Source organism: Moraxella sp. I5G, assembly GCF_055193055.1.
This window is the reverse complement of the sequence record NZ_JBUXLH010000004.1, coordinates 47,542-69,091: the sequence shown is the minus strand read 5'-3', so window position 1 is coordinate 69,091 and position 21,550 is coordinate 47,542. Positions and strand designations below refer to the sequence as shown.

General features: G+C 36.6%; 18 protein-coding genes. 15 read left to right on the top strand and 3 right to left on the bottom strand.

The window, feature by feature from the left end:
- Positions 1–403 precede the first annotated feature (403 nt).
- The gene (locus ACZBKJ_RS03340) at positions 404–1,717 is read right to left on the bottom strand and encodes a DUF2130 domain-containing protein (RefSeq protein WP_463199510.1); all 1,314 of its coding nucleotides are present in this window, start codon (positions 1,715–1,717) and stop codon (positions 404–406) included.
- A gap of 316 nt (positions 1,718–2,033) precedes the next feature.
- The gene (aspA, locus tag ACZBKJ_RS03335; protein ID WP_463199509.1) at positions 2,034–3,449 is read right to left on the bottom strand and encodes an aspartate ammonia-lyase; all 1,416 of its coding nucleotides are present in this window, start codon (positions 3,447–3,449) and stop codon (positions 2,034–2,036) included.
- A 526-nt stretch (positions 3,450–3,975) separates the two neighbouring features.
- Between aspA and efeU the strand changes: the two genes are divergently transcribed.
- The 13 genes from efeU (at position 3,976) to ACZBKJ_RS03270 (ending at position 18,120) form a co-directional block, all read left to right on the top strand.
- Positions 3,976–4,791, top strand: a complete 816-nt coding sequence (gene efeU / locus ACZBKJ_RS03330; RefSeq protein WP_463199508.1) for an iron uptake transporter permease EfeU — start codon at positions 3,976–3,978, stop codon at positions 4,789–4,791.
- A 17-nt stretch (positions 4,792–4,808) separates the two neighbouring features.
- Positions 4,809–5,978, top strand: a complete 1,170-nt coding sequence (efeO, locus tag ACZBKJ_RS03325) for an iron uptake system protein EfeO (RefSeq protein WP_463199507.1) — start codon at positions 4,809–4,811, stop codon at positions 5,976–5,978.
- Positions 5,979–6,114: 136 nt separating this feature from the next.
- The gene (efeB, locus tag ACZBKJ_RS03320) at positions 6,115–7,380 is read left to right on the top strand and encodes an iron uptake transporter deferrochelatase/peroxidase subunit (protein ID WP_463199506.1); all 1,266 of its coding nucleotides are present in this window, start codon (positions 6,115–6,117) and stop codon (positions 7,378–7,380) included.
- A 339-nt stretch (positions 7,381–7,719) separates the two neighbouring features.
- Complete coding sequence (locus tag ACZBKJ_RS03315) at positions 7,720–8,952, top strand: O-succinylhomoserine sulfhydrylase (RefSeq protein WP_463199505.1); 1,233 nt, start codon at positions 7,720–7,722, stop codon at positions 8,950–8,952.
- A 29-nt stretch (positions 8,953–8,981) separates the two neighbouring features.
- On the top strand, positions 8,982–10,049 hold the full coding sequence (gene argC / locus ACZBKJ_RS03310; protein ID WP_463199504.1) for an N-acetyl-gamma-glutamyl-phosphate reductase: 1,068 nt from the start codon (positions 8,982–8,984) through the stop codon (positions 10,047–10,049).
- A 141-nt stretch (positions 10,050–10,190) separates the two neighbouring features.
- Positions 10,191–10,460 carry a heavy-metal-associated domain-containing protein gene (locus ACZBKJ_RS03305; RefSeq protein WP_463199503.1) on the top strand — a complete coding sequence of 90 codons (270 nt, stop codon included), beginning with the start codon at positions 10,191–10,193 and terminating at the stop codon, positions 10,458–10,460.
- Positions 10,457–10,666, top strand: coding sequence for a heavy-metal-associated domain-containing protein (locus ACZBKJ_RS03300; protein WP_463199502.1), 210 nt, complete (start codon positions 10,457–10,459; stop codon positions 10,664–10,666). Before ACZBKJ_RS03305 ends, ACZBKJ_RS03300 begins: the two co-directional genes overlap by 4 nt.
- A 75-nt stretch (positions 10,667–10,741) precedes the next feature.
- Positions 10,742–12,949: a heavy metal translocating P-type ATPase gene (locus ACZBKJ_RS03295; RefSeq protein ID WP_463199501.1), complete on the top strand. Its 2,208-nt coding sequence runs from the start codon at positions 10,742–10,744 to the stop codon at positions 12,947–12,949.
- A gap of 52 nt (positions 12,950–13,001) precedes the next feature.
- Positions 13,002–14,108, top strand: coding sequence for a prephenate dehydratase (pheA, locus tag ACZBKJ_RS03290; protein ID WP_463199500.1), 1,107 nt, complete (start codon positions 13,002–13,004; stop codon positions 14,106–14,108).
- Positions 14,109–14,122: 14 nt separating this feature from the next.
- A complete protein-coding gene (locus ACZBKJ_RS03285) occupies positions 14,123–16,396 on the top strand; it encodes a bifunctional prephenate dehydrogenase/3-phosphoshikimate 1-carboxyvinyltransferase (RefSeq protein WP_463199499.1) in 2,274 nt (757 codons plus the stop codon).
- A gap of 1 nt (position 16,397) precedes the next feature.
- Complete coding sequence (gene rarD, locus ACZBKJ_RS03280; RefSeq protein WP_463199498.1) at positions 16,398–17,273, top strand: EamA family transporter RarD; 876 nt, start codon at positions 16,398–16,400, stop codon at positions 17,271–17,273.
- Between the two features lie 22 nt (positions 17,274–17,295).
- Positions 17,296–17,649: a dihydroneopterin aldolase gene (gene folB, locus ACZBKJ_RS03275; RefSeq protein ID WP_463199497.1), complete on the top strand. Its 354-nt coding sequence runs from the start codon at positions 17,296–17,298 to the stop codon at positions 17,647–17,649.
- 9 nt (positions 17,650–17,658) lie between these two features.
- Positions 17,659–18,120, top strand: a complete 462-nt coding sequence (locus ACZBKJ_RS03270; RefSeq protein WP_463199496.1) for a hypothetical protein — start codon at positions 17,659–17,661, stop codon at positions 18,118–18,120.
- Positions 18,121–18,154: 34 nt separating this feature from the next.
- Here the strand turns inward: ACZBKJ_RS03270 and ACZBKJ_RS03265 are convergent, their stop codons facing one another.
- Complete coding sequence (locus ACZBKJ_RS03265; RefSeq protein ID WP_463199495.1) at positions 18,155–18,841, bottom strand: hypothetical protein; 687 nt, start codon at positions 18,839–18,841, stop codon at positions 18,155–18,157.
- Positions 18,842–19,158: 317 nt separating this feature from the next.
- Between ACZBKJ_RS03265 and ACZBKJ_RS03260 the strand changes: the two genes are divergently transcribed.
- Both ACZBKJ_RS03260 and ACZBKJ_RS03255 read left to right on the top strand, forming a co-directional pair.
- A complete protein-coding gene (locus ACZBKJ_RS03260; RefSeq protein WP_463199494.1) occupies positions 19,159–19,461 on the top strand; it encodes an HU family DNA-binding protein in 303 nt (100 codons plus the stop codon).
- A gap of 162 nt (positions 19,462–19,623) precedes the next feature.
- A complete protein-coding gene (locus tag ACZBKJ_RS03255; protein ID WP_463199493.1) occupies positions 19,624–21,459 on the top strand; it encodes a peptidylprolyl isomerase in 1,836 nt (611 codons plus the stop codon).
- Positions 21,460–21,550 lie beyond the last annotated feature (91 nt).

The window sequence follows — 21,550 nt, the reverse complement described above, 5'->3', positions numbered from 1 at the left end:
CTAAAATTATTGAAAGTGAAAAGATTTTTTAAATTTAAGTACCATTGTTCTTGACGCGTTGAATTTTACAAAAAAATTTCTAAATTGAAAAGGGGTTAAAAATTAGAAATTTAATTTTCCTAAAAATATAAGATGAAATTTTAAAAATTAAACAAATGCATTATTTTAACTTGACTAAATACTTCTTAAGGGTTTTTATTTTGTAATGTTGGTTTAAAATTTTTGCCTAAAAATTTGTTACGGATTTGTGTCTGGTTTTAAATTTGTAAAAAATATTTCACACATTTAGTTTAAATTTGCTTTTAAAACATGTCACAGCGCCACATACGCTTTTGTTTGGCTTTGTTATTTAAAATTTTACAATAGGCGTGTGGCGACTGTTTGTAACTTACCTATAAATTATTTATTGGTGATTTGACTCACTTAAAGTATCAAATTTTGCCTTCATGGTTGGATTATTTTTGGTAAGTTTTTTGACACTTAAATCATCAGCTTTATTATTTGCCAATCTTAAATTATTTTCTGAAGACAATAGGGCTTCTCTGGTTTTTTGTAAATGTATAATTGTTTTGTCAATTTCATCAATCGCGGTCTTAAATCGTTCACTGGCAAGACGATAATTTTTTGCAAACCCTTCTTTAAATTTATCCAATTTTTCTTCAAAATTGGTAATATCAATATTTTGATTACGTATTTGTTGCAATTCTTGTTTGTATTTTAAAGAATTTAATGCTGCGTTTCTAAGTAATGAAATGATTGTAATAAAAGATTGTGGACGCACTACATACATTTTTGGATATGCATAAGACACATCAACAATCCCTGCATTGTAAAATTCATTGTCAGCTTCTAATAAAGAAACCAAAACTGCATATTCACATTGTTTCTGATTACGGTCTTTATCCAGCTCTTTAAAGAAATGTTCATTTTTCTTTTTTGTGGAACTTTGTTCGTATTCATTTTTCATTTCAAACATAATAGAGACAATTTCATTGCCATCATCGTCAAATTCACGATAAATATAATCGCCTTTACTGCCAGTTTTGATGTCATTATCTTTACCAAATTGAGCGTTAATAAACGCTGTAGTACGAATGCGGTTAAATTCAGTTTCGCAGTGCTGTTCTAGACTTTCCCCAACAAGCTTGATGTTTTGTTTGGATTTAAAATCTTTATAAAAGGCAATGACTTCATCTTTTTGACGCAGCTTTTGTTCATATTGTTCTTTTAAATTATGTGTAGCCAATTCACTCTCTTTGGTTTGCATTTGCAGATTGGTGTTTAATTGATAAATTTGTTGTTCTTTTTCAGAGATTGCCTGAGCAATTTCAAACTTCTTTTCATTATCTTTGGCGATTTGTAAAGATTGGATTTGTGTTTTTAACGCAGTAATGGTTTGATTTTGTTCACTAATTTCAGCATGTAGTTTATTTTGAGCATTAATTACTGCTAATTCACTGTCTTTTTGATGGTTGTTTAGCTCATTTTGCAGTGCGATAATATCTTGGTCTTTTTGACTAATGATTTCATCATATTGTCTTTGGGTTTGAATTTTATCAATCTCAGCATTATGCTGGATTTGCTGCTGAATTTCTTGCATTCTTTTTTCAACTTCGGCTTGAAATTCTCTGGTGCGAACTTGTTCTAGAATTTGAGTGTAGTTGGATTTATCAACCGTAAACATGGTATGACAATTTGGGCATTGAATTTGACTCATGATAATATCCTTGCAAATAATTAATAGATAGATGGATAAATTCTTTATTTAAAATACAAAATCTAACACTTAAATTTATGCTAACACTTTTATCCGATAAAATAAATAAAATTTTAAATATTTTATTTATCTTTTTTTTATTAAAATATTACACTTTTATTATCAAAAAATCTTATTTTGATAAGCTTATCAAATACATTTTATAATTTATATAAGCTTATTATTTTCAGGATTTTTTTGAATAAAAAAAATAAACCATAAGAATAATTTAATTATTAATAATTTCTTATGGCTTATTTAATCAAAAAATTTAAATTTATTGAACTTTTTTGGCTTTATATGTTGGGTTTAGTAGATTTTCTGGTGATAAAATATCATCTAGCTGTGCTGATGTTAACAGTCCTAATTCCAAAACGACTTCTTTAACACCTTTACCAGTTTGAGCACAGATTTTGCCAACCTTATCGCCATTATGATGACCAATAAATGGATTTAAATAAGTAACGATGCCAATGGAGTTTAGCACATAGTTGGCGCAAATTTCACGGTTGGCAGTGATGCCATCAACACATTTGTCGCTAAGATTTACACAAGCGTTGCCAAGCAAAGAAATGCTCTCAAAAAGGGCTTGAGCGATAACAGGTTCCATGACGTTTAACTGTAATTGTCCAGCCTCAGCAGCAAAGGCAACAGTAGTATCGTTGCCAATTACCTTAAAGCATACTTGATTGACAACTTCAGGGATAACTGGATTAACTTTAGCGGGCATGATGGATGAACCAGCTTGCATTTCAGGCAAATTAATTTCGTTTAGACCAGCACGTGGACCTGATGACAATAAGCGCAAATCGTTACAGATTTTAGACAGTTTGATTGCAAGACGTTTAAGCGCACCATGCACACTAACATAATCGCCACAATCAGAAGTCGCCTCAATCAAATCAGGAGCAAGCGAGCAGGGCAGCCCTGTAATTTTAGCCAATTCTTCAACAACCAAAGGAGCATAACCTTCTGGTGTATTGACACCAGTTCCAATAGCGGTTGCCCCTAAATTGACGGATAATAACAATTTACTGTTGCGTTTTAGGTTGGTTACTTCTTCTTCTAGTGATGTGGCAAAACCTTTAAATTCTTGACCCAAAGACATAGGAACTGCATCTTGAAGTTGAGTTCTGCCCATTTTTAATACGTCTTTAAATTCATCTGCTTTTTGACTAAAGGCACGTTGTAGATGACTAATTTGATGAACTAAGGTTAAAATACTGTGATAAACCGCTAAGCGAAACCCTGTAGGATAGGCATCATTGGTGGACTGACTGGCGTTGACATGATCCATTGGGTCAATTACAGCATAATTACCCCGTGCTTCACCTAAAATTTCCAAAGCTAAATTTGCAATTACTTCATTGGTATTCATATTTACCGAAGTGCCAGCGCCGCCTTGAAATACATCCGATGGGAATTGGTCAAGACAACGACCATTTTTTAAAACTTCATCACATGCTTTATCAATAGCAGTTGCCACCTTTTCAGAAAGCACACCCAGTTTAAAGTTGGCAGCTGCAGTTGCTTTTTTTACCATCACCATACCACGCACAAATTCAGGAATATCTGAAATGGTCTGTTTGGAGATGTTAAAGTTTTCTTTGGCACGCAGCGTGTGAATGCCCCAATAAGCGTCTGCAGGGATTTCGCGTTCACCTAATAAATCATGTTCAATGCGAGTGGTCATTTTTTTCACCTTAAATAAAAATTACTATATTTTGCCTGATTTTAACAATTATTACCAACGAATTTTATTAAAAATAATCATAAGAATCAATAAAAAATAATATTATTAAAAAATACGATTGTAAACATGGAATAAATAATAAATAAACGATAAATTAATTTTATTTATAAACTTTTGATTTATATCATTAAATTAATAAAAAAATTTCTTTAAAATAATAAGCATATTTATTAAGCTGTTTTATCACGCTTGATATTTTTTGATAAATTAGATTAATTGATATGTATATTTGGATTTTGATTTAATTTTTTTTATTGTTATGATTTTATTAAATTTTTATTGATTTAATTTTAATCAAAAAAGCGCCTATAATTGCTCAAGTTATTCAGCTTGTAACAAAATATTTTATTTTTTTAATAAAAATCATTCCCATTTGAAAAAAATTCAGTTATAATTTCATCAATTTATAAGTTTATTATGAATTTTATCAAGAAGTATCAAAATATAGAATAAGAGGGTGTGCAAAATGTGGGTGGCGTTACTCATTATGCTGCGCGAAGGTATAGAAGCAGCATTGATTGTGGGAATTGTGGCGGGGTTTTTACGTCAATCTGGTCATATGCACCTGATGAGTCGAGTTTGGACAGGGGCTTTTTTAGCAGCCCTGCTTTGCACTGTGATTGGTTACGGCATCCATAAACTAACTGGTGAGATTCCACAAAAAGAACAAGAATTTGTGGTGGGAGTTATAGGGCTGGTTGCGGTTGCTATGCTGACCTATATGGTGATTTGGATGGGAAAAGCCGCTAAAGGCATCAAAGATTCTTTACAAACGTCAGTGCAAAGCGCTCTAAATCAAGGAAATAAACAGGGATGGGCGCTTGTCTTAATGGCATTTTTAGCGGTGCTGCGAGAGGGTTTAGAAAGTGTATTCTTTTTAATTGCTGTTTTTGAGCAAAGCCCAGATTCTAAAATGCCTATTGGTGCAGTTGCAGGTTTGTTGTTAGCGGCTTTGATTGGTTGGCTGATTTATCAGTGTGGTGTGCGCATTAATTTGGCGCGTTTTTTCAAGATTACAGGTGTGTTTTTGATTTTTGTTGCCGCAGGACTGTTTGCAGGTTCTTTTCGGGCGCTGCATGAAGCGGGTATTTGGAATGTTGGTCAAACAGTTTTGGCTGATTTTTCACCAATCCTACACGAAAACAGCGCATTAGGTGTGGTACTTTCAGGATTTTTGGGGTATACCGACCATCCAGTAACCAGTGATGTGGTGCTTTATTTTCTTTACTTAATTCCAGCATTATTGGTTTTTTTAACTGGCAGTAAAACTAAAACTGCCTAACTTTACAAGGAAAAAATATGAAACTTAAATTGTCTTTACTAACTCTTGCCGTTGTTTTAGGGTTGACCGCTTGTCAGCCACCAAAGGCTGATGAACCTGCCAAAGCAGACGGTCAAGCCGCCGCATCTGGCAAACCATCTGCTGATGGTGTGGTGAATGTTGCTGTAACAGACACAGCATGTGAGCCAATGGAGATTACAGTACCTAGTGGCAAAACAACCTTTGCGATTAAAAATGCCAGTAGTCGCGCCTTGGAGTGGGAGATTTTAAAAGGAGTGATGGTGGTTGATGAGCGTGAGAATATCGCTCCAAGTTTATCTAATAACCTAACGGTAACACTGTTGCCCGGTGAATATGAAATGACCTGTGGTTTATTAAATAACCCTCGTGGCAAGCTGATTGTTACAGACAGTGGTTTTAAAGATACTACAAATGAAGCTAATTTAGAAGCACTAGCCCAGCCTCTAGCTGAATACAAGAAATACGTACAAGGTGAAGCTGAACAACTTCTAGCTAAAACTAAAGACTTTGTAGGAGCAATAAAAGCAGGCAAAACTGAAGAAGCAAAAGCAAAATTTGCTAGTACGCGTGTACACTATGAGCGTATCGAGCCAATTGCAGAGCTATTCAATGAATTAGACCCTGTAATTGATGCGCGTGAAGATGATTTTAAAGCGGGTGCAAAAGACGAAGGTTTTACCGGTTTTCACCGTATTGAATACATTTTATGGAAAGAAAACACCACCAAGGGAGCGGAAGTTTTTGCAGATAAATTGCTGAGCGATATAGAAAAACTTAAAAAAGAAATTGACCTATTAAACTTCCCACCAAGTAAAGTAGTAGGTGGCGCTAGTGTGCTGATTGAAGAAGTTGCAGGCAGTAAAATTAGCGGTGAAGAAGACCGTTACAGTCATACTGATTTGAGTGATTTCCAAGCAAATATTGAAGGCTCACAAAAAATTGTTGAATTGTTCCGTGCCAATATTGCTGAAAAAGATAAAGCCTTGCTGGAAAAAACCGATGCTCAATTTAAGATTGTTAATGAAATTTTAGCAAAATATAAAAAAGGCGACGGCTTTGAAACTTACGATAAATTAACTGATGCTGACCGTAAGGCTTTACAAGCTCCAATCAATGCTTTGGCAGAAGATTTAGCAAAATTGCGTGGACTTTTAGGGTTGGATTAACACCTTTGGTCTTTTGCAAGAAAAGTCTTTTTATGATAAAGAACCATTAATAAACCACCCGATTGTTTTGGCGATTGGGTGGTTTGTTTAAAAAATGAGTTACTAATTATTAGGTTGTCTAAATGAGGAGATTGTTGTGTCTATTTTAGAAAACATGCCAAGACGCACTTTATTAAAAACTGCCACCGCATTTACTGTTGCTGGTGTGTTAGGAGCGTGTGATAAAAATACATCAAGTTACCAAAAAACCACTCAAAATAGCCCTCAAAATCCAGCTGAGCACTCTACACAAGGCTATGATTGTTATGGTGTTCATCAAGCTGGAATTGCAACGCCACATCAACCATTTGCAATATTTTCAGCGTTTGATATTAGTATTAACACCATTGATGAGCTTAAAAAAATGTTTTGGCTTATCAGCCAGCGAATCGAATTTTTAACCAAAGGTGGGCAACTGCATGACCCAGACCCAAAACTTCCACCGTCTGGCAGCGGCATTTTAGGGCAAACCATACCAGCGGATGGTTTGACAATTACGGTAAGCGTGGGTGAAAGTTTATTTGATAAACGTTTTGGATTGGCGGATAAAAAACCCAAGCATTTAACTCAAATGAAAGATTTCCCCAATGATAAGCTTCAAAGTGACTGGTGTGATGGTGATTTTTCATTGCAAATTTGTGCGTTTAGCCCTGAAACGTGCCAAAATGCCCTGCGTGATTTGATTAAGCAATTAAGCGCTTATGCAGCAATCAAATGGAGTATTGATGGATTTTTACCTAAGTCTCCTCAAGATCAAGCCCCTCGTAATTTGTTTGGTTTTCGTGATGGGTCTGCTAACCCTGACGTTTCAAATGCTCAGGTTGCTAACGATGTTTTGTGGACAGGTGTTGCCAAAAATGCCCAAGATGAACCATCATGGACAAAAAATGGTACCTACCAAGCAGTTCGCTTGATTCGGCATTTTGTAGAGTTTTGGGATAGAACACCTCTACAGGAACAACAAACAATTTTTGGACGTGAAAAATACAGTGGCGCACCGCTTGGCATGAAACATGAACATGATACGCCAGACTATCAAAAAGACCCTGATGGAGATAGTATTCCTAAAGATAGTCATATACGTTTGGCAAATTCACGTGACCCTGATTTTATGAAAAAACATTTGTTGTATCGTCGTCCTTACAACTATTCACGAGGGCTTTCTAAGGCAAGCCAGCTTGATGTGGGATTGATATTTATTTGCTATCAGGCAAATTTAGATGATGGTTTTATTTTTGTGCAAAATTTATTAAATGGCGAGCCTTTAGAAGAATACATCAGCCCATTTGGAGGTGGTTACTTCTTTACGTTACCAGGCTTTGAAAAAAATGGTTATTTAGGACAAAGTCTCTTGGAGGGCTGATAAATTTAGGTTATGATTTTAAATCAATTGAGTAAATAGGTTTTTATAAATGGGGAGTTAGTATGAGACTGATTCCCTTTTATCAATTCTGCTGACCAATCATGTTAATCAATTTATTAAAGCACTAAAATAATATTTAATCCAAGCTGTCAGCGCGATATTAAAAATAAAATAAAAAATTAGCATCAAAAAATACCGTTTGGGTTTGGATAAATAAACGGCAAATTATTAATAAAACATTTCTATTTTGATAAAAAAAGGCATATAATAGATTTTTAATAAAAATATTTTATTTGCAATACTTTGATTTTTCTATAATTTCAAGAACATGGAGCAATAATGACAATCGTAGACTCTAACTGGCAATCAGATGCCTTGAATTTGGATTTAGATTTTGCTGAGCAAACGCTTGCGGTGCGCGGCGGCTATCATCGGACTGATGAAGGCGAACATAGCGAAGCAATTTTTACTACCAGCTCTTATGTTTATCAATCTGCCAAAGATGCCGCTGACCATTTTGATGGTACAAAAAAGGGTAATATTTATTCACGCCATACCAATCCAACCGTACGGGCTTTTGAGCGGCGTTTAGCGCTTTTAGAAAACGGCGAACGAGCAGTGGCAACCGCCAGCGGTATGGGTGCAATTTTAACAATGTGTTTGGCGTATTTAAAAACAGGTGACCATCTTTTATGTGCCAAGCAGCTGTTCGGGTCATCAGTGGCGTTATTTGATACTTATTTTAAAGCATTTGGTATTGAAATCAGTTATGTAGATTGCTTTGATAACAAAGCTTGGCAAAATGCCATTCAGCCTAACACCAAAGTTTTGTATTGTGAAAGTCCAAGCAATCCTTTGGCTCAAATTGCAGACATTCGCTTTTTAGCGGATTTGGCCCATCAAAACAATGCGTTACTAATTGTTGATAACTGTTTTGCAACGCCTATCGTGCAAAAACCCTTGACACTTGGCGCTGATGTGGTGATTCATTCAGCAAGCAAATACATTGATGGTCAAGGTCGGGTGCTTGGCGGTGCTTTGGTTGGATGCGATGAACTGATGGAAAAAGCCTTTACCGTAGTTAGAACGGGCGGAATTAGCTTATCACCTTTTAATGCTTGGGTGCTATTAAAGGGGTTGGAAACTCTAAAACTTCGCATGAAAACTCATTGTCAAAACGCCGAAAAAGTCGCTGAATTTTTAAGCAATCATCCCAACGTTAAAAAAGTGCATTTTTCAGGGTTGATTGACTATCCATCACATGAATTGGTTAAAAGCCAGCATGTTGAATTTGATGGTAAAACGGCTTTTGGGGCGATTATTGGGTTTGAAGTACTGGATAAAACTGCGGCTTGGCATGTGATTGATAGTACTAAAATGATTAGCATTACTAACAATTTAGGTGATGCTAAATCCACCATCACTCATCCAGCAAGCACTACCCATTTTCGCATGACTTCTGAACAACGACAAAAAGCAGGTGTCAATGACGGACTGATTCGTTTGTCTGTTGGGCTTGAGGATGCCAAGGACATCATTTGTGATTTGCAGCGCGGTTTGGATAGCTTGTAAATACTAATAAAGATTTGTAAGGAAAGAATATGGCTCATAAAATCAAGGTTGGTATCGTTGGAGGTACAGGGTATACAGGAGCGGAATTGATTCGGCTATTATCACATCATCCAAATGTCAAAATTGACGTACTAACTTCACGGTCAGAAGGTGGCAAAAAGGTCAGTGATATTTTTGCAAATTTTTATCCTACAAGCGAACTTGTTTTCAGTGAGCCAAATGATGATAAGCTTGCCAGTTGCGATGTGGTATTTTTTGCTACGCCTCATGGTGTTGCAATGAATTCTGCCAAAAAACTACTGGATAATAATACTAAAATCATTGATTTGGCAGCTGATTTTCGTTTGCAAAATTTGGATGATTTTAGTAAATGGTATGGGCTTTTGCACACTTGTCCTGAGGTGCTTGGTCAAGCAGTGTATGGTTTACCTGAAATCAATCGTGACAAAATAAAATCAGCAAATGTGATTGGCAATCCTGGTTGTTATCCAACTACGGCAATTTTGGGGCTGAATCCTGTCATCAAAATGCAAAATCAACAAAATACCCAATTAATTGGTAAACATATCGTTATTGATGCAAAGTCAGGTGTATCAGGTGCGGGACGTAATGCAAAAATGGGGCTTTTGTTTAGCGAGCTTTCAGATAATTTTTCGGCGTATGGGGTGGCAGGTCATCGCCATCAACCAGAAATTGAGCAGGGCATTTTTGATATTTTGTCGGCAAAATTTCCCCAACATATCCGTTTTGTACCACACCTTGTGCCTATGATTCGTGGCATGTTTAGCACCATTCATTTAACCTTGAGCAAAGAAGGTGCGGCGATAGATTGGCAAAGTGTATTTGCCAGCGTTTATCAAGATGAACCCTTTATTGATGTACTACCAAATGGCTGTTTGCCAGATACGCGTTCAGTACGAGCATCAAACCGCCTAAAAATCGCCATTTGTCAGAATAATGCCCAAGAAACGTTGACAGTGCTTGTGGTACAGGATAATTTAGTTAAAGGGGCAGCAGGCCAGGCAATTCAAAATATGAATTTATTATTTGGATTACCTGAAACGCTTGGCTTGCAAAATATTGCTGTGATGCCATAATAGGATGCAATTGAGCTTTTAGATTATCCTTTGGTTGTACTTGCTTTTATGGGTAAAGTGGGTTACAGTAAAAGACTGCCCAAATTGATTGGCAGTTTATACACTCCAAGTTTAATCCATCTAAAATAAAAGAGAATCTTTATGAGTCAAGCGCTACTAACTTTATCTTTAACTATTGATACCATTCATTGTGGTGGTTGTGTTTCTGCCATCAAAGATAGCCTTTTATCTTTAACAGGCGTAGAAAACGTGGAAGTTGATTTTAGAAATAAGCAGGTAGCGGTTGTTTTTGATAAAAGCGTCATGGATGCTCAAACCATCATGAATGCGATTGAGCAAAACCCTCATTGGTGCTTTGTCAGTCAAATACAAAAAGCCAAAAAAGCTAAACGTTTTGGAACTTTATTATGAAACAGATTACTTTACAAATACAAGGCATGACTTGTCAGGGGTGTGTTAAAGCAGTACAACAAGCCATGGATGAGCTTTGTGGTGTAAAAAATGCATTTGTAAATTTGGATACAAAACAGGCAATTATTGATTATGATGAAAACGCCCTTGATAAACTACAAATTGTCCAAACTATAGAAGATATTGGTTTTGATGTGGAATCTTAAAAACAAGTTTCTTTATTTTCTATAAAAGCCAAGTTTTACTTGGTTTTTTTATTGGTTTTTAATTTGGGGCTAATTATGGATAACAAGCAAACAATTAATGTCGCCATTAGTGGTATGACGTGTCAAGCCTGTGCTAGCCGTATCGAAAAAGTGCTTAATAAAAAATCGTCCATTGAAATGGCAAGTGTTAATTTTGCAGGTGAGTCTGCAAATATTACATTTGATGATAGCAAAACAACAATTGATGAAATCATTGGTTGGATTAAAAAAGCAGGTTTTGATGCGGTTTTGATGCAAGATTCGGTATCGGCTGCCCAAGTCAGCACCATCCCTTATTCACTGTTAGGTCTTTGGGCATTGTCGTTGCCATTTTGGGTAGGCATGTTTGGTATGCTGTTTGGCAGTCATGCATTTATGCCACCAATTTGGTTGCAGTTTGTGTTGGCAACACTGGTGCAATTTGGGTTTGGTGGGCATTTTTACAAAGGGGCATGGGCAAGTATTAAAGGCGGTCTTGCCAATATGGATGTATTGGTGGCACTGGCAACAACTGTGATTTGGGCATATTCAACTTATGTTTGGCTGCAACATGGCGAACATGTCCACCATCAAACGATAAACGTCTATTTTGAAGCATCTGTGATGGTGATGGCATTTGTGAGTCTTGGTAAGTATTTGGAAAACCGTACTAAAAAAAATAGCCTAAACAGTTTATCAACCCTTTTGGCTTTAGTGCCTGATGATGTCCTCATAAAAAAAGATGACCACTGGCAGAAAATCGCTGTTACCTTGGTAAAGCCCGCTGATATTTTATTGGCGCGCACAGGCGATAGAATTGCTGTTGATGGCATAGTGGTAAACGGTTTGGGATACGCTGATGAAGCCCATTTGACCGGCGAAAGTATGGTTTTAGTTAAAAAAGTAGGTGATAAACTGCTGGCAGGTAGTCTGATTAGCGAGGGTAGTCTTGAGTATCAGGCAGTAGCCACAGGTCAAAACAGCGTTTTGGGTGATGTTGCCAAAGCTTTATCAGATGCTCAAAACACCAAAGCTAAAATTGCCCGAGTTGCTGATAAAGTGGCGAGTGTTTTTGTGCCAGTTGTGGTGAGTGTTTCTTTGCTAACTTTATTAGTAAATTTATATTTTGGCATTGATATGGAAAATGCCTTAATGAGAGCAGTGGCAGTACTAGTGATTGCGTGTCCTTGTGCGTTAGGGATTGCCACGCCTGCGGCGATTATGGTTGGAATGGGGCTTGGGGTTAAACATGGGGTTGTTTTTAAAGATGCAATCAGTCTTGAAACTGCTGGCAGTATTGATACGATGGTTTTTGATAAAACAGGCACATTAACAACAGGTAAGCCTAGTTTGCAAGCGTATAAAATTTTAGATGACACATGGGATTTTGATAAGATTTTAAGTATTAGTGCCAGTTTGGAAACACACGCTAATCATCCATTAGCACAAAGTATTGTTCAAGCTGCTCATGATAAAAATTTACCGTTATATCCAGTTGAAAACGTCTCATCACAGATAGGTCAAGGGTTGGTTGGCAAAATCAAAAATATTGGCACTGTAAAGATTGGCACACTGGATTTTGTGGGTTTGAACCAAAATAGTTTGCCAAAAGATGATATTTATCAAAAAGCCAGTATTGTGGGGCTTTTAATCAATCAACAAGCGATTGCGATTTTTGCATTGCTAGATACCATCAAATTAGATACTCATATTGTGGTTAATCAACTTAAAAAAGAAAATATTGATGTGGTAATGATGAGTGGCGATAAAAAAACTGTGGTTGATTGGGTTTCTCAAGAATTGTCATTATCACAGGCTTTTGCACAGATGCTACCTAATGATAAAGCTAGTAAAATTAAACAGATGCAGGATAAGGGTAAAAAAATTGCTATGATTGGTGATGGCATTAATGACGCGCCTGCTATGGCTCAGGCTGACGCAAGTTTTGCCGTAGGTCAAGCGTCTGATGTTGCTAAACAAACCGCCAGTGTTCAGCTGATGGGCGATGCTTTGGTGCATGCTTATTATGCACAAAAAATATCCAAATTAACCTTGCGTAATATTAAACAAAACCTTTTTTTTGCTTTTATTTATAATATCCTAGGGATTAGTTTTGCAGCAATTGGGTTATTAAATCCAATGATAGCAGCGTCGGCGATGGCTATGAGTTCTATTTCGGTAATGTTAAATGCTTTGAGATTAAAAAGGCTGGATTTAACAAACCACCCATCAAATGGCACGTCGTTAAATAATACTACCGTTTAACCTAAAAATCATGTATCATTGCTACATTTTTTATAAAAACTCGGGATTTATTATGACTCATAAAACTGGCATTTTAGACACTAATGCAATTTCTACTTTACGCAATCAAATTGACACTATTGATGAGCAAATCCAAACCTTAATTAATCAGCGCGCAAAGATTGCCCAAGAAGTTGCCAATGTCAAAAAAAATCACGAGAATGACCCAATATTTTATCGTCCAGAACGTGAAGCCCAGGTATTAAAAGCGGTGATGGCAAGAAATTCAGGACCGCTGAGTGGCGAAAAAATGGCTCGCTTATTTCGTGAAATTATGTCGGTGTGTTTGGAGTTAGAGGCACCACAAAAAGTAGCTTTTTTAGGACCTATTGGCACCTTTACTCATGCAGCTGCTTTAAAACATTTTGGTAAAGCGGCAACAACTGCACCTTTAGCAACCATTACCGATGTTTTTCGTGAAGTCGAAGCAGGTTCAGCAATGTATGGTGTTGTTCCTGTAGAAAACTCATCAGAAGGTGTGGTTAATCATACTCTTGATGCCTTTTTAAATTCCAATCTAAAAATTATCGGCGAAGTGGAAATGCCGATTCATCATAATTTCTTAGTTGCCGAACATACCAAAGTAGATAGTTTAAGTAAAATTTATTCTCACCAACAATCACTTGCCCAGTGCCGTCATTGGCTAGATACGCATTTTCCTAATGTGGAACGCATTGCCGTATCATCAAATGGCGAAGCTGCTAGACGACTCAAAAATGAATGGCATTCAGCAGCGATTGCAGGCGATGTAGCGGTGGCTGAATATGGTTTACACAAACTTCATGAAAACATTGAAGATAATCCTAACAACACCACACGGTTTTTAATCATTGGCAAAGAAGATACCGCGCCTTCAGGTCAAGATAAAACATCGATTTTGGTATCCAGTGCTGACCGTACTGGCGCTTTGATTGAAATTTTAGAGCCATTAAAACGCCATGGTGTATCAATGACCAGTATTGAAACCCGCCCAGAGCGTCCTAATAAATGGGCTTATGTATTCTTTATTGATATGAATGGACACATTGAAGATAAAAACGTTAAGGCTGCCATTGAGGAAATTCGTCCCTTGGTAAAAGAATTACGAGTATTAGGTTCTTATCCAAAAGCTGTATTATAAAAGCGGAGTTTGTAATGCAGTATCCTGTGTGTGGGCGTTTGTGTGTGATTGGGCTTGGGCTTATCGGAGCTAGTTTTGCTCAAGCAATTAAAGATTACAACACCAATCACCCCCAAAAACCTTTGTGTCAAACCATTGTTGGTGTGGATTTTAATCAAGACAGTGTTAATGCGGCTGTTTTAGCGAAGGTATTACACAACGGTTTTACAGATGTATATCAGGGCATTACATCAGCAGATGTAATTTTGCTGGCTGTGCCTGTAAAGTCAGTGCATGCTATTTTGCAGGCAATTAAACATGCTATGATGTCTGGCGATGTTAATAAAGAGTGTATTATTACTGATGTTGGCAGCACTAAAGTCAATATTCTTGAGGACGTCAAACAAGTTTTTGGAAATCAGCTGCCCAATTTTATTCCCGCTCATCCAATCGCTGGCGCAGAAAATTCTGGTTTTTATGCCCGAAATCCCAAGTTATTTTTGGGTCACAAAGTAATCATTTGTCCAGATGCTCATACCAATCAAAACGCTTTATTGGTTGTCCAAACACTTTGGCAGTCTATTGGTGCTGATGTGGTGTTTATGGATAGTATTCGTCATGATGAAGTGCTGGCTTATACCAGTCATTTGCCACATTTAATTGCTTTTACTTTGACCGACCAAATGGCGCGTCATGATGATAATTTGGATATTTTTCGTTATGCCGCAGGCGGGTTTCGTGATTTTAGCCGAATTGCTGCCAGTTCGCCGATTATGTGGCATGATATATTTTTGGCAAATAAAACGGCGTTATTGACTGCATTGGATAAATTTACTGAGCATTTAAATCAACTAAAAATTTTAATTGAAGATGAGAATTCTGAAGAAATTTTACGACATTTAGGTACTGCTCGAGATGCCCGTCGTCATTTTGGATATATGTTGCTAGCAAATCAATCAATCAACAAGGAAAACTCCATGACCCAGCAAAGTTATCACATTAACCCAAGCAGTTTTATCAGTGGCACCATCAGTGTTCCTGGCGATAAGTCCATTTCACATCGCAGTATTATGTTTGGGGCGCTGGCAGATGGTGTAACACACATTACAGGGTTTTTGGAAGGTGAAGATGCATTGGCAACACTACAAGCCTTTAGTGATATGGGCGTGGAAATTCACCGAGATGGTGATAAAGTTACTATTTATGGTGTAGGTATTGATGGGCTACAAGCTCCAAAAAACCCGTTATATATGGGAAATTCTGGTACTAGTATGCGCTTATTGGCAGGGATTTTATCAGCTCAAAAATTTGACAGTGTGATGACTGGCGATGCAAGTTTATCCAAACGTCCCATGGAACGTGTAGCATCCCCGTTACGCTTGATGGGCGCAAAAATACAGACGACAGGCGAAAAAGGCACAGCTCCTTTATCTATCTTTGGCAGTCAAACCTTGACAGCGATTGACTACACATTACCAGTGGCATCCGCTCAAATTAAATCTTGTTTAATCTTGGCATCACTATGGGTAAATGGCACAACCACGATTACTGAACCTGAGGTCAGTCGTGACCATACTGAACGTATGTTAAATGCCTTTGGTTATCCAATTGCTGTAAATGGTAATAAAATCAGCGTTACAGGCGGTGGTCGTTTAACAGCTTGTGATATTGTGGTGCCTGCTGATATTTCTAGCGCAGCGTTTTTTATGGTACTGGCGGCAATTGGACAAGGCGACGGCATTACCTTGCAAAAAGTTGGTATGAATCCAACGCGTACAGGTGTAATTGATATTCTAAAATTAATGAATGCTGATATTACCATCTGTAATGAGCAGACTGTTGGCGGTGAACCAATTGCTGACATTATAGTGCGTCCGTCCAAATTGCAAGGTATCAAAATCCCAGAGCATCTCGTTCCACTGGCAATTGATGAATTTCCTATACTGTTTATTGCGGCAAGTTGTGCAATAGGTACAACCAAATTAACAGGCGCAAAAGAGCTTCGTGTTAAAGAGTCAGACCGTATTGCAGTAATGGCAGAAGGTTTAACGACTTTAGGTATTTCGTGTACCGTGCTGGATGATGGTATTATTATTAAAGGCAAGGGCAAAAACAAAGAAAAAACCGATATTTTTACAGGTGGTGAAATTATGTCTCATCACGACCATCGCATTGCTATGAGTTTTGCAGTGGCAAGCTGCCGAGCAAAAGAGACAATTATTATTCATGGTACCGAAACCGTCGCTACCAGTTTTCCAAACTTTGCAGCGTTAGCAAACAGCGTTGGACTGGATATTACGATACAATAACATGTCTGTCAAAACCACACCAAATGGGTTAATTTGCGCATTAACTGCCTTTTTAATTTGGGGAATTTTTCCTTTATATTTTAAAGAATTATCTGATTATTCTGCATCGGAAGTTATCGTTCATCGAATAATTTGGACGTTTGTTGTACTACTTTTTGTAATGATTGTGGGTCGGCGAACCCAATGGCTTGCTATGATGCGACAACACCCAAGATGGCTAGCTTTTGCTTTTTTAGCGTCTTTATTAATAGCAAGTAATTGGCTGATTTATGTGTGGGCAGTAGCACATAATCAGATTTTAGAAGCAAGTTTGGGGTATTTTATCAATCCACTTTTTGGGGTGTGGTTGTCAGTGATTTTGTTTGGCGAACGCTTGCGAACGTTTCAAAAAATAGCAGTAGCACTGGCAACGGCAGCAATTTTAATTCAGATACTTTGGCTTGGCGGACTGTCGTGGATTAGTCTTTTGTTGCCATTATCTTTTGGTATTTATGGAGTCATTCAACGCCAAACACCATTTAATGCTATTGATGGATTATTTTTAGAAACGTTGCTATTAGTTCCGCTGTGTTTAGGTTGGCTTTTAACAACCGATGTAAAAAGTTCCCATTTGGATTTTTGGTTTTCTTATGATGTTTGGCTTTTAACCTTAGCAGGGCCAATTACACTCATTCCGCTTTTATTATACAATCAAGCAACAAGATGGGTGGCCTTTAATACGTTATCTTTTTTAAATTATTTAACACCAAGTATCGTTTTTTTGTTAGCAATTTTTTATTATCATGAAGGATTTGATATTAAAAAATTATTAGTATTTAGTTTAATTTGGCTGGGATTAATTATTTACAGTATCGACTTAATTAAACATAAATCTTAATAATATTTTGGAAAATATAACTATGAGTGATGAAATTTTTATTAATAATTTAAAAATCAATACCGTTATTGGCGTATATTCATGGGAACGTCAAATTAATCAATTATTGTTAATTGATGTTAAATTGACCTATGATATTCAAAAAGCAGGTCAAAGTGATGATGTAAATGACACAATTGATTATAAGGAAATTTGTACCAAAATAGAAGAAATATGTCATCAAACTCAAGCAAAATTAATTGAGTTTTTAGCTGAAAAAATTTGTCAGTATATTTTGGAGCATTATCCATGCACAAAAATTGAATTAACCATCAAAAAACCGCAGGCGATTTTTAATGCAGAGTCGGTAGGTGTGAAAATTATTCGTCAAAAATAAAATAATAAAATGATAGATATCAAAGAGATTAGCCAAATTAGCGATATTAGCCAATTGGTCATATTGTTTGGAAGTAATTTTGATAGTGAAAATATATGGAGTATCACAAAATCGCATTTAAAAAATATGGGCGAGTGCTATTTTTCGGATATTACCATTAGTCCAGATTATACCAAAAAAACTAATTTAATATATTATAATGCTTGTATTTTAATCCAATTAAATTGTCTACAACATCATCAGCAATTAAATAGTGAATTAAAAAAAATTGAAATACAGTGTGGTAGAAATAAACTGCAAAATAATCAATTGCAAACCAATCAAGTTACTATAAGTCAAGTCAAAGCAGATTTAGATATTCTTGCAGTTTATACAAAAAACTGGCATATTAGCCAAAGACGCTTACCATTTAAAGAACATGAAAAAATAGGGCTTTTGCAAATTGCCCCATTTTTATTAAATGATATATAAAATTATTGTATTTGATTGAGTTGGATGATGTATGTTACCAAATAAAATTTGCAATGATTGCTAATATTGCCAAAATTCCCATTATAATTAGCGTAAGCTTAAGGGTTTTTTGTTTGCTTTGCATCTCCAAAATCATGGTGTTAAGTTTGTGATTTTCAATGGTTAAATTGTCAATAATTGTTTGCTGTTCAGCAATTTTAGCTTTATAATTTTCTTGTTTTTGCTGTTTTTCCTCTTCGGTTGGTTTTTTTTGGCTGCCTTTAATGGTTTGCAAAACATTAGCAATCACACCACCCACACCAAGCTGGGTTAAAAACGCCTTAAGTTGAGCAACCTGTTTGGCTTCTCCACGTATTTGCAGCGCATCAACTGAACTACTGCTGTGATTGGTTAGCATGTTAATCAACTGGAATGTATAGCCATTGATGGTAATATCTGCCATGGTTTTACTGGCGGGTAGACGGTCATCAAGCAATACTCCCCGATAGCCAAAAGTAGCGTAAATCTCACTATGTGGCAAATAAGTCCGAATGCAAACCACGACGTTTTCACTAGCTAAAGGGTAAGCCAGTTTTCTAAGTTTTGGGTCAAAACGCAAAACCAAAGTGATGGCAGATTCTAAAAACACCAATAAAATATTTAATAATCCACGAGCTAGCCCTGCTGGTTTTTTTTCAAAGTCTGGGTTTGGAGTGTTGGGTGTGTATTGATTTTGATTCATAAAACTTCAATCATTCTTTGATAATAACAACAAATAATAAAGTCATCAAGCCAAAAAGTAAACCATTTCAGTTTAATTTTATCGTTTTAACCACGTAAAATTTAGTTTTATTGCTAAATTTTCACTTTTTCATAGAAATTTTGTGAAAAAATCTATAAAAAATAACATATACCCCTTGTAAAATAAGCCTCTTGCTTTTACAATGCAACAAATTGAGTGTTGTATTGACAATTTTCAAAAATTTAGCAGCCATTTTCGCCAAAAGGTTACAATTTTGGAAGATGGATTTACGTTTATTTTCCCAATGAGGATTTATTATGAATAAGTCAGAATTAGTTGATAGCATTGCAAGCCAAGCAGGTCTTACTAAGGACCAAGCAACTAAAGCGCTAAATGCTTTTACCGCAAGCGTTCAAGCTACCTTAGAAAAAGGCGACGACGTTGTATTGGTAGGTTTTGGTACATTTACTGTTAAAGAGCGTGCTGCTCGCACCGGTCGTAACCCAAAAACTGGTGAACCTTTACAAATCGCAGCTAGCAAAGTACCAAGCTTTAAAGCTGGTAAAGGCTTAAAAGATGCGGTTAATGTTGAACCAAAAGCCAAAAAAGCTAAAAAATAATTTACTCTTTTTTTGTAAGACGCACTGTTAATCAGTGCGTTTTTTTATTAAAGTTCCAAAAATATTTTGAAAATTTTCTAAAATAGCGTATCATAGAACCTTTGATTTAACATTTTTTTTAAGTGTTTTTATAAACATAATAAACGGTTTTCTATGGAAAAAATGCGTGAATTTATGCAAAGCTGGCTGGGTAAGCTGGTTTTGTTGATTGTACTTGCCCCAATGGCTTTTTTAGGGGTGGCTAATTTAGATTTTGGTGGTCATATTGGTCATAATGACATGGTCAAAGTGGATAAAACAGCCATTAGCATCTCAGAGTATAACAATGAACTGGCTAATAGAAAAGCCCGTTTGCAAGAAACAACAGACCCTAGTCTAATTAACGAGAAGGCGCTGGCTGACGAAGTGCTAGAAAGTATTGTGTCGCGTGCTTTATTGGAAAATCAAGCAAAATTTTTGGGCATGAGCATCTCAGATGAGACCATTACTCGATTGCTACAAACAGACCCAAGCTTTGCCGATGAAAATGGAAATTTTTCCAATGAGTTATTCGCTCAATATCTGCAAAGTCGTGGCATGACAAATAAGATGTTGTTTGAAATTTTTCGCACTCAATTAAGTTTGCGGCAATTAACAAGCAGTATTTTAAGTCAGGCAATTTATCCAGAATGGCAAATCAGCCGTTTGATTGATTTACAATCAAAAAACCGTGAAGTTTGGTTATATCGTTATTCTTGGCAAGATTTTGCTGATAAAGTCAGCGTTGGTGATGATGAAATTAAAAGTTATTATGAAGCTCATAAAGCTGAGTTGAAAATACCAGCAACCATCACACTCAATTATCTAGAATTGGATAAGGACGCCATTAAAGCTGAAGCGCCCACTCAAGAAGAGCTGCAAGCACAATATCAGATTTATTTGCAAAGTGTAGGTGCAGGTACAAAAGAGCTGGCTCAAATTTTATTAACAGGTACAGACGCTGACGCCAAAGCCAAAGAGATTAGCGAAAAATTAGCCAAAGGTGAATCTTTTGAATCACTTGCTAAAACCTACTCTGACGACCCAACGGGCAAGACAGGTGGGGCGATTGGCGCATTTAATCCGGATGTTTTTGGTCAAGATGCCCAAATGGTTAGCGGTGTTATTCAAAAATTAGCAGTAGGTGATGTTAGTGAGCCTGTAAAAACGGCTTTTGGTGTACAAATTTTTAAGGTGCTAAAAGCTTCTGATGCGCCAACCTTTGACAGCGTTAAAGATGAATTAACCCGTCTTGCCATAGCCCAAAAGCGTGATGATGCCATTAAAGAAACCATTGCCAAAATTAATAACATGGCAACCGATGGCATGGGTATTAGCGATATTGCCAAAGAAATGAATATGACGGTGAAAACGATTGCATCTTACCCTCAAGAAAATAATCAAACTGAATTATCCATGCCTACGGTACTTGCAGCTGCCTTTGATGAAAAATCTCTTGCTGAAAAAACAACCAGTGTCAATCTTGACGTAGCGGGTAAGACTTTATGGATACAAGCAGATAACTATCAAGCTGCTAAAAATTTAAGCCTAGAAGAAGCAACTAATCAAGTAAAATTGTTGATTACCAAAGAAAAAGCAAGCCAGTTGGCCTATGAAGCAGTTTTGTCAAAAATTGCTGAAAATAAAGGCAATCCTAAGGCGTTAGCAACCAAAGATGCCAGTATAGGCGTGGTGAGCGTACAAAGCCCTGCTTTGAATGCTGCTGAAAAAGCCAGTTTGTTTAGTCAAGATGATGGTGATGTGTCATTATGGGCTGTGCAGACGGATGAGGGCGCAAGTTTAATGGTGGGTAGCAAAATTGTTGCCAACAGTCAAAGCCAACTTGACAAAGCGCAAAGAATGCAAATCCAGTTTGTCATTCGTTCTAATGCAGGTCAAGACCAGCTATCTGATTATCTGCAATATTTAAAAGACACCAAAAAAGTAGAAATCAATACCCAAGCTTTAAATGCACAATAAACAATCAAAGCATTCCCATATTCGTTTTGGCGAATATGGGTTTACTTTTTTTGATTGTTAAGTATTAATTAAAACTTAACTAAAACAAATG

Excerpts from the sequence above, each read along its gene's own strand:
- ACZBKJ_RS03340 (WP_463199510.1), bottom strand. The coding sequence starts at position 1,717 with ATGAGTCAAATTCAATGCCCAAATTGTCATACCATGTTTACGGTTGAT.
- aspA (WP_463199509.1), bottom strand. The coding sequence starts at position 3,449 with ATGACCACTCGCATTGAACATGATTTATTAGGTGAACGCGAAATCCCT.
- efeU (WP_463199508.1), top strand. The coding sequence starts at position 3,976 with ATGTGGGTGGCGTTACTCATTATGCTGCGCGAAGGTATAGAAGCAGCA.
- efeO (WP_463199507.1), top strand. The coding sequence starts at position 4,809 with ATGAAACTTAAATTGTCTTTACTAACTCTTGCCGTTGTTTTAGGGTTG.
- ACZBKJ_RS03315 (WP_463199505.1), top strand. The coding sequence starts at position 7,720 with ATGACAATCGTAGACTCTAACTGGCAATCAGATGCCTTGAATTTGGAT.
- argC (WP_463199504.1), top strand. The coding sequence starts at position 8,982 with ATGGCTCATAAAATCAAGGTTGGTATCGTTGGAGGTACAGGGTATACA.
- ACZBKJ_RS03305 (WP_463199503.1), top strand. The coding sequence starts at position 10,191 with ATGAGTCAAGCGCTACTAACTTTATCTTTAACTATTGATACCATTCAT.
- ACZBKJ_RS03300 (WP_463199502.1), top strand. The coding sequence starts at position 10,457 with ATGAAACAGATTACTTTACAAATACAAGGCATGACTTGTCAGGGGTGT.
- ACZBKJ_RS03295 (WP_463199501.1), top strand. The coding sequence starts at position 10,742 with ATGGATAACAAGCAAACAATTAATGTCGCCATTAGTGGTATGACGTGT.
- pheA (WP_463199500.1), top strand. The coding sequence starts at position 13,002 with ATGACTCATAAAACTGGCATTTTAGACACTAATGCAATTTCTACTTTA.
- ACZBKJ_RS03285 (WP_463199499.1), top strand. The coding sequence starts at position 14,123 with ATGCAGTATCCTGTGTGTGGGCGTTTGTGTGTGATTGGGCTTGGGCTT.
- rarD (WP_463199498.1), top strand. The coding sequence starts at position 16,398 with ATGTCTGTCAAAACCACACCAAATGGGTTAATTTGCGCATTAACTGCC.
- folB (WP_463199497.1), top strand. The coding sequence starts at position 17,296 with ATGAGTGATGAAATTTTTATTAATAATTTAAAAATCAATACCGTTATT.
- ACZBKJ_RS03270 (WP_463199496.1), top strand. The coding sequence starts at position 17,659 with ATGATAGATATCAAAGAGATTAGCCAAATTAGCGATATTAGCCAATTG.
- ACZBKJ_RS03265 (WP_463199495.1), bottom strand. The coding sequence starts at position 18,841 with ATGAATCAAAATCAATACACACCCAACACTCCAAACCCAGACTTTGAA.
- ACZBKJ_RS03260 (WP_463199494.1), top strand. The coding sequence starts at position 19,159 with ATGAATAAGTCAGAATTAGTTGATAGCATTGCAAGCCAAGCAGGTCTT.
- ACZBKJ_RS03255 (WP_463199493.1), top strand. The coding sequence starts at position 19,624 with ATGCGTGAATTTATGCAAAGCTGGCTGGGTAAGCTGGTTTTGTTGATT.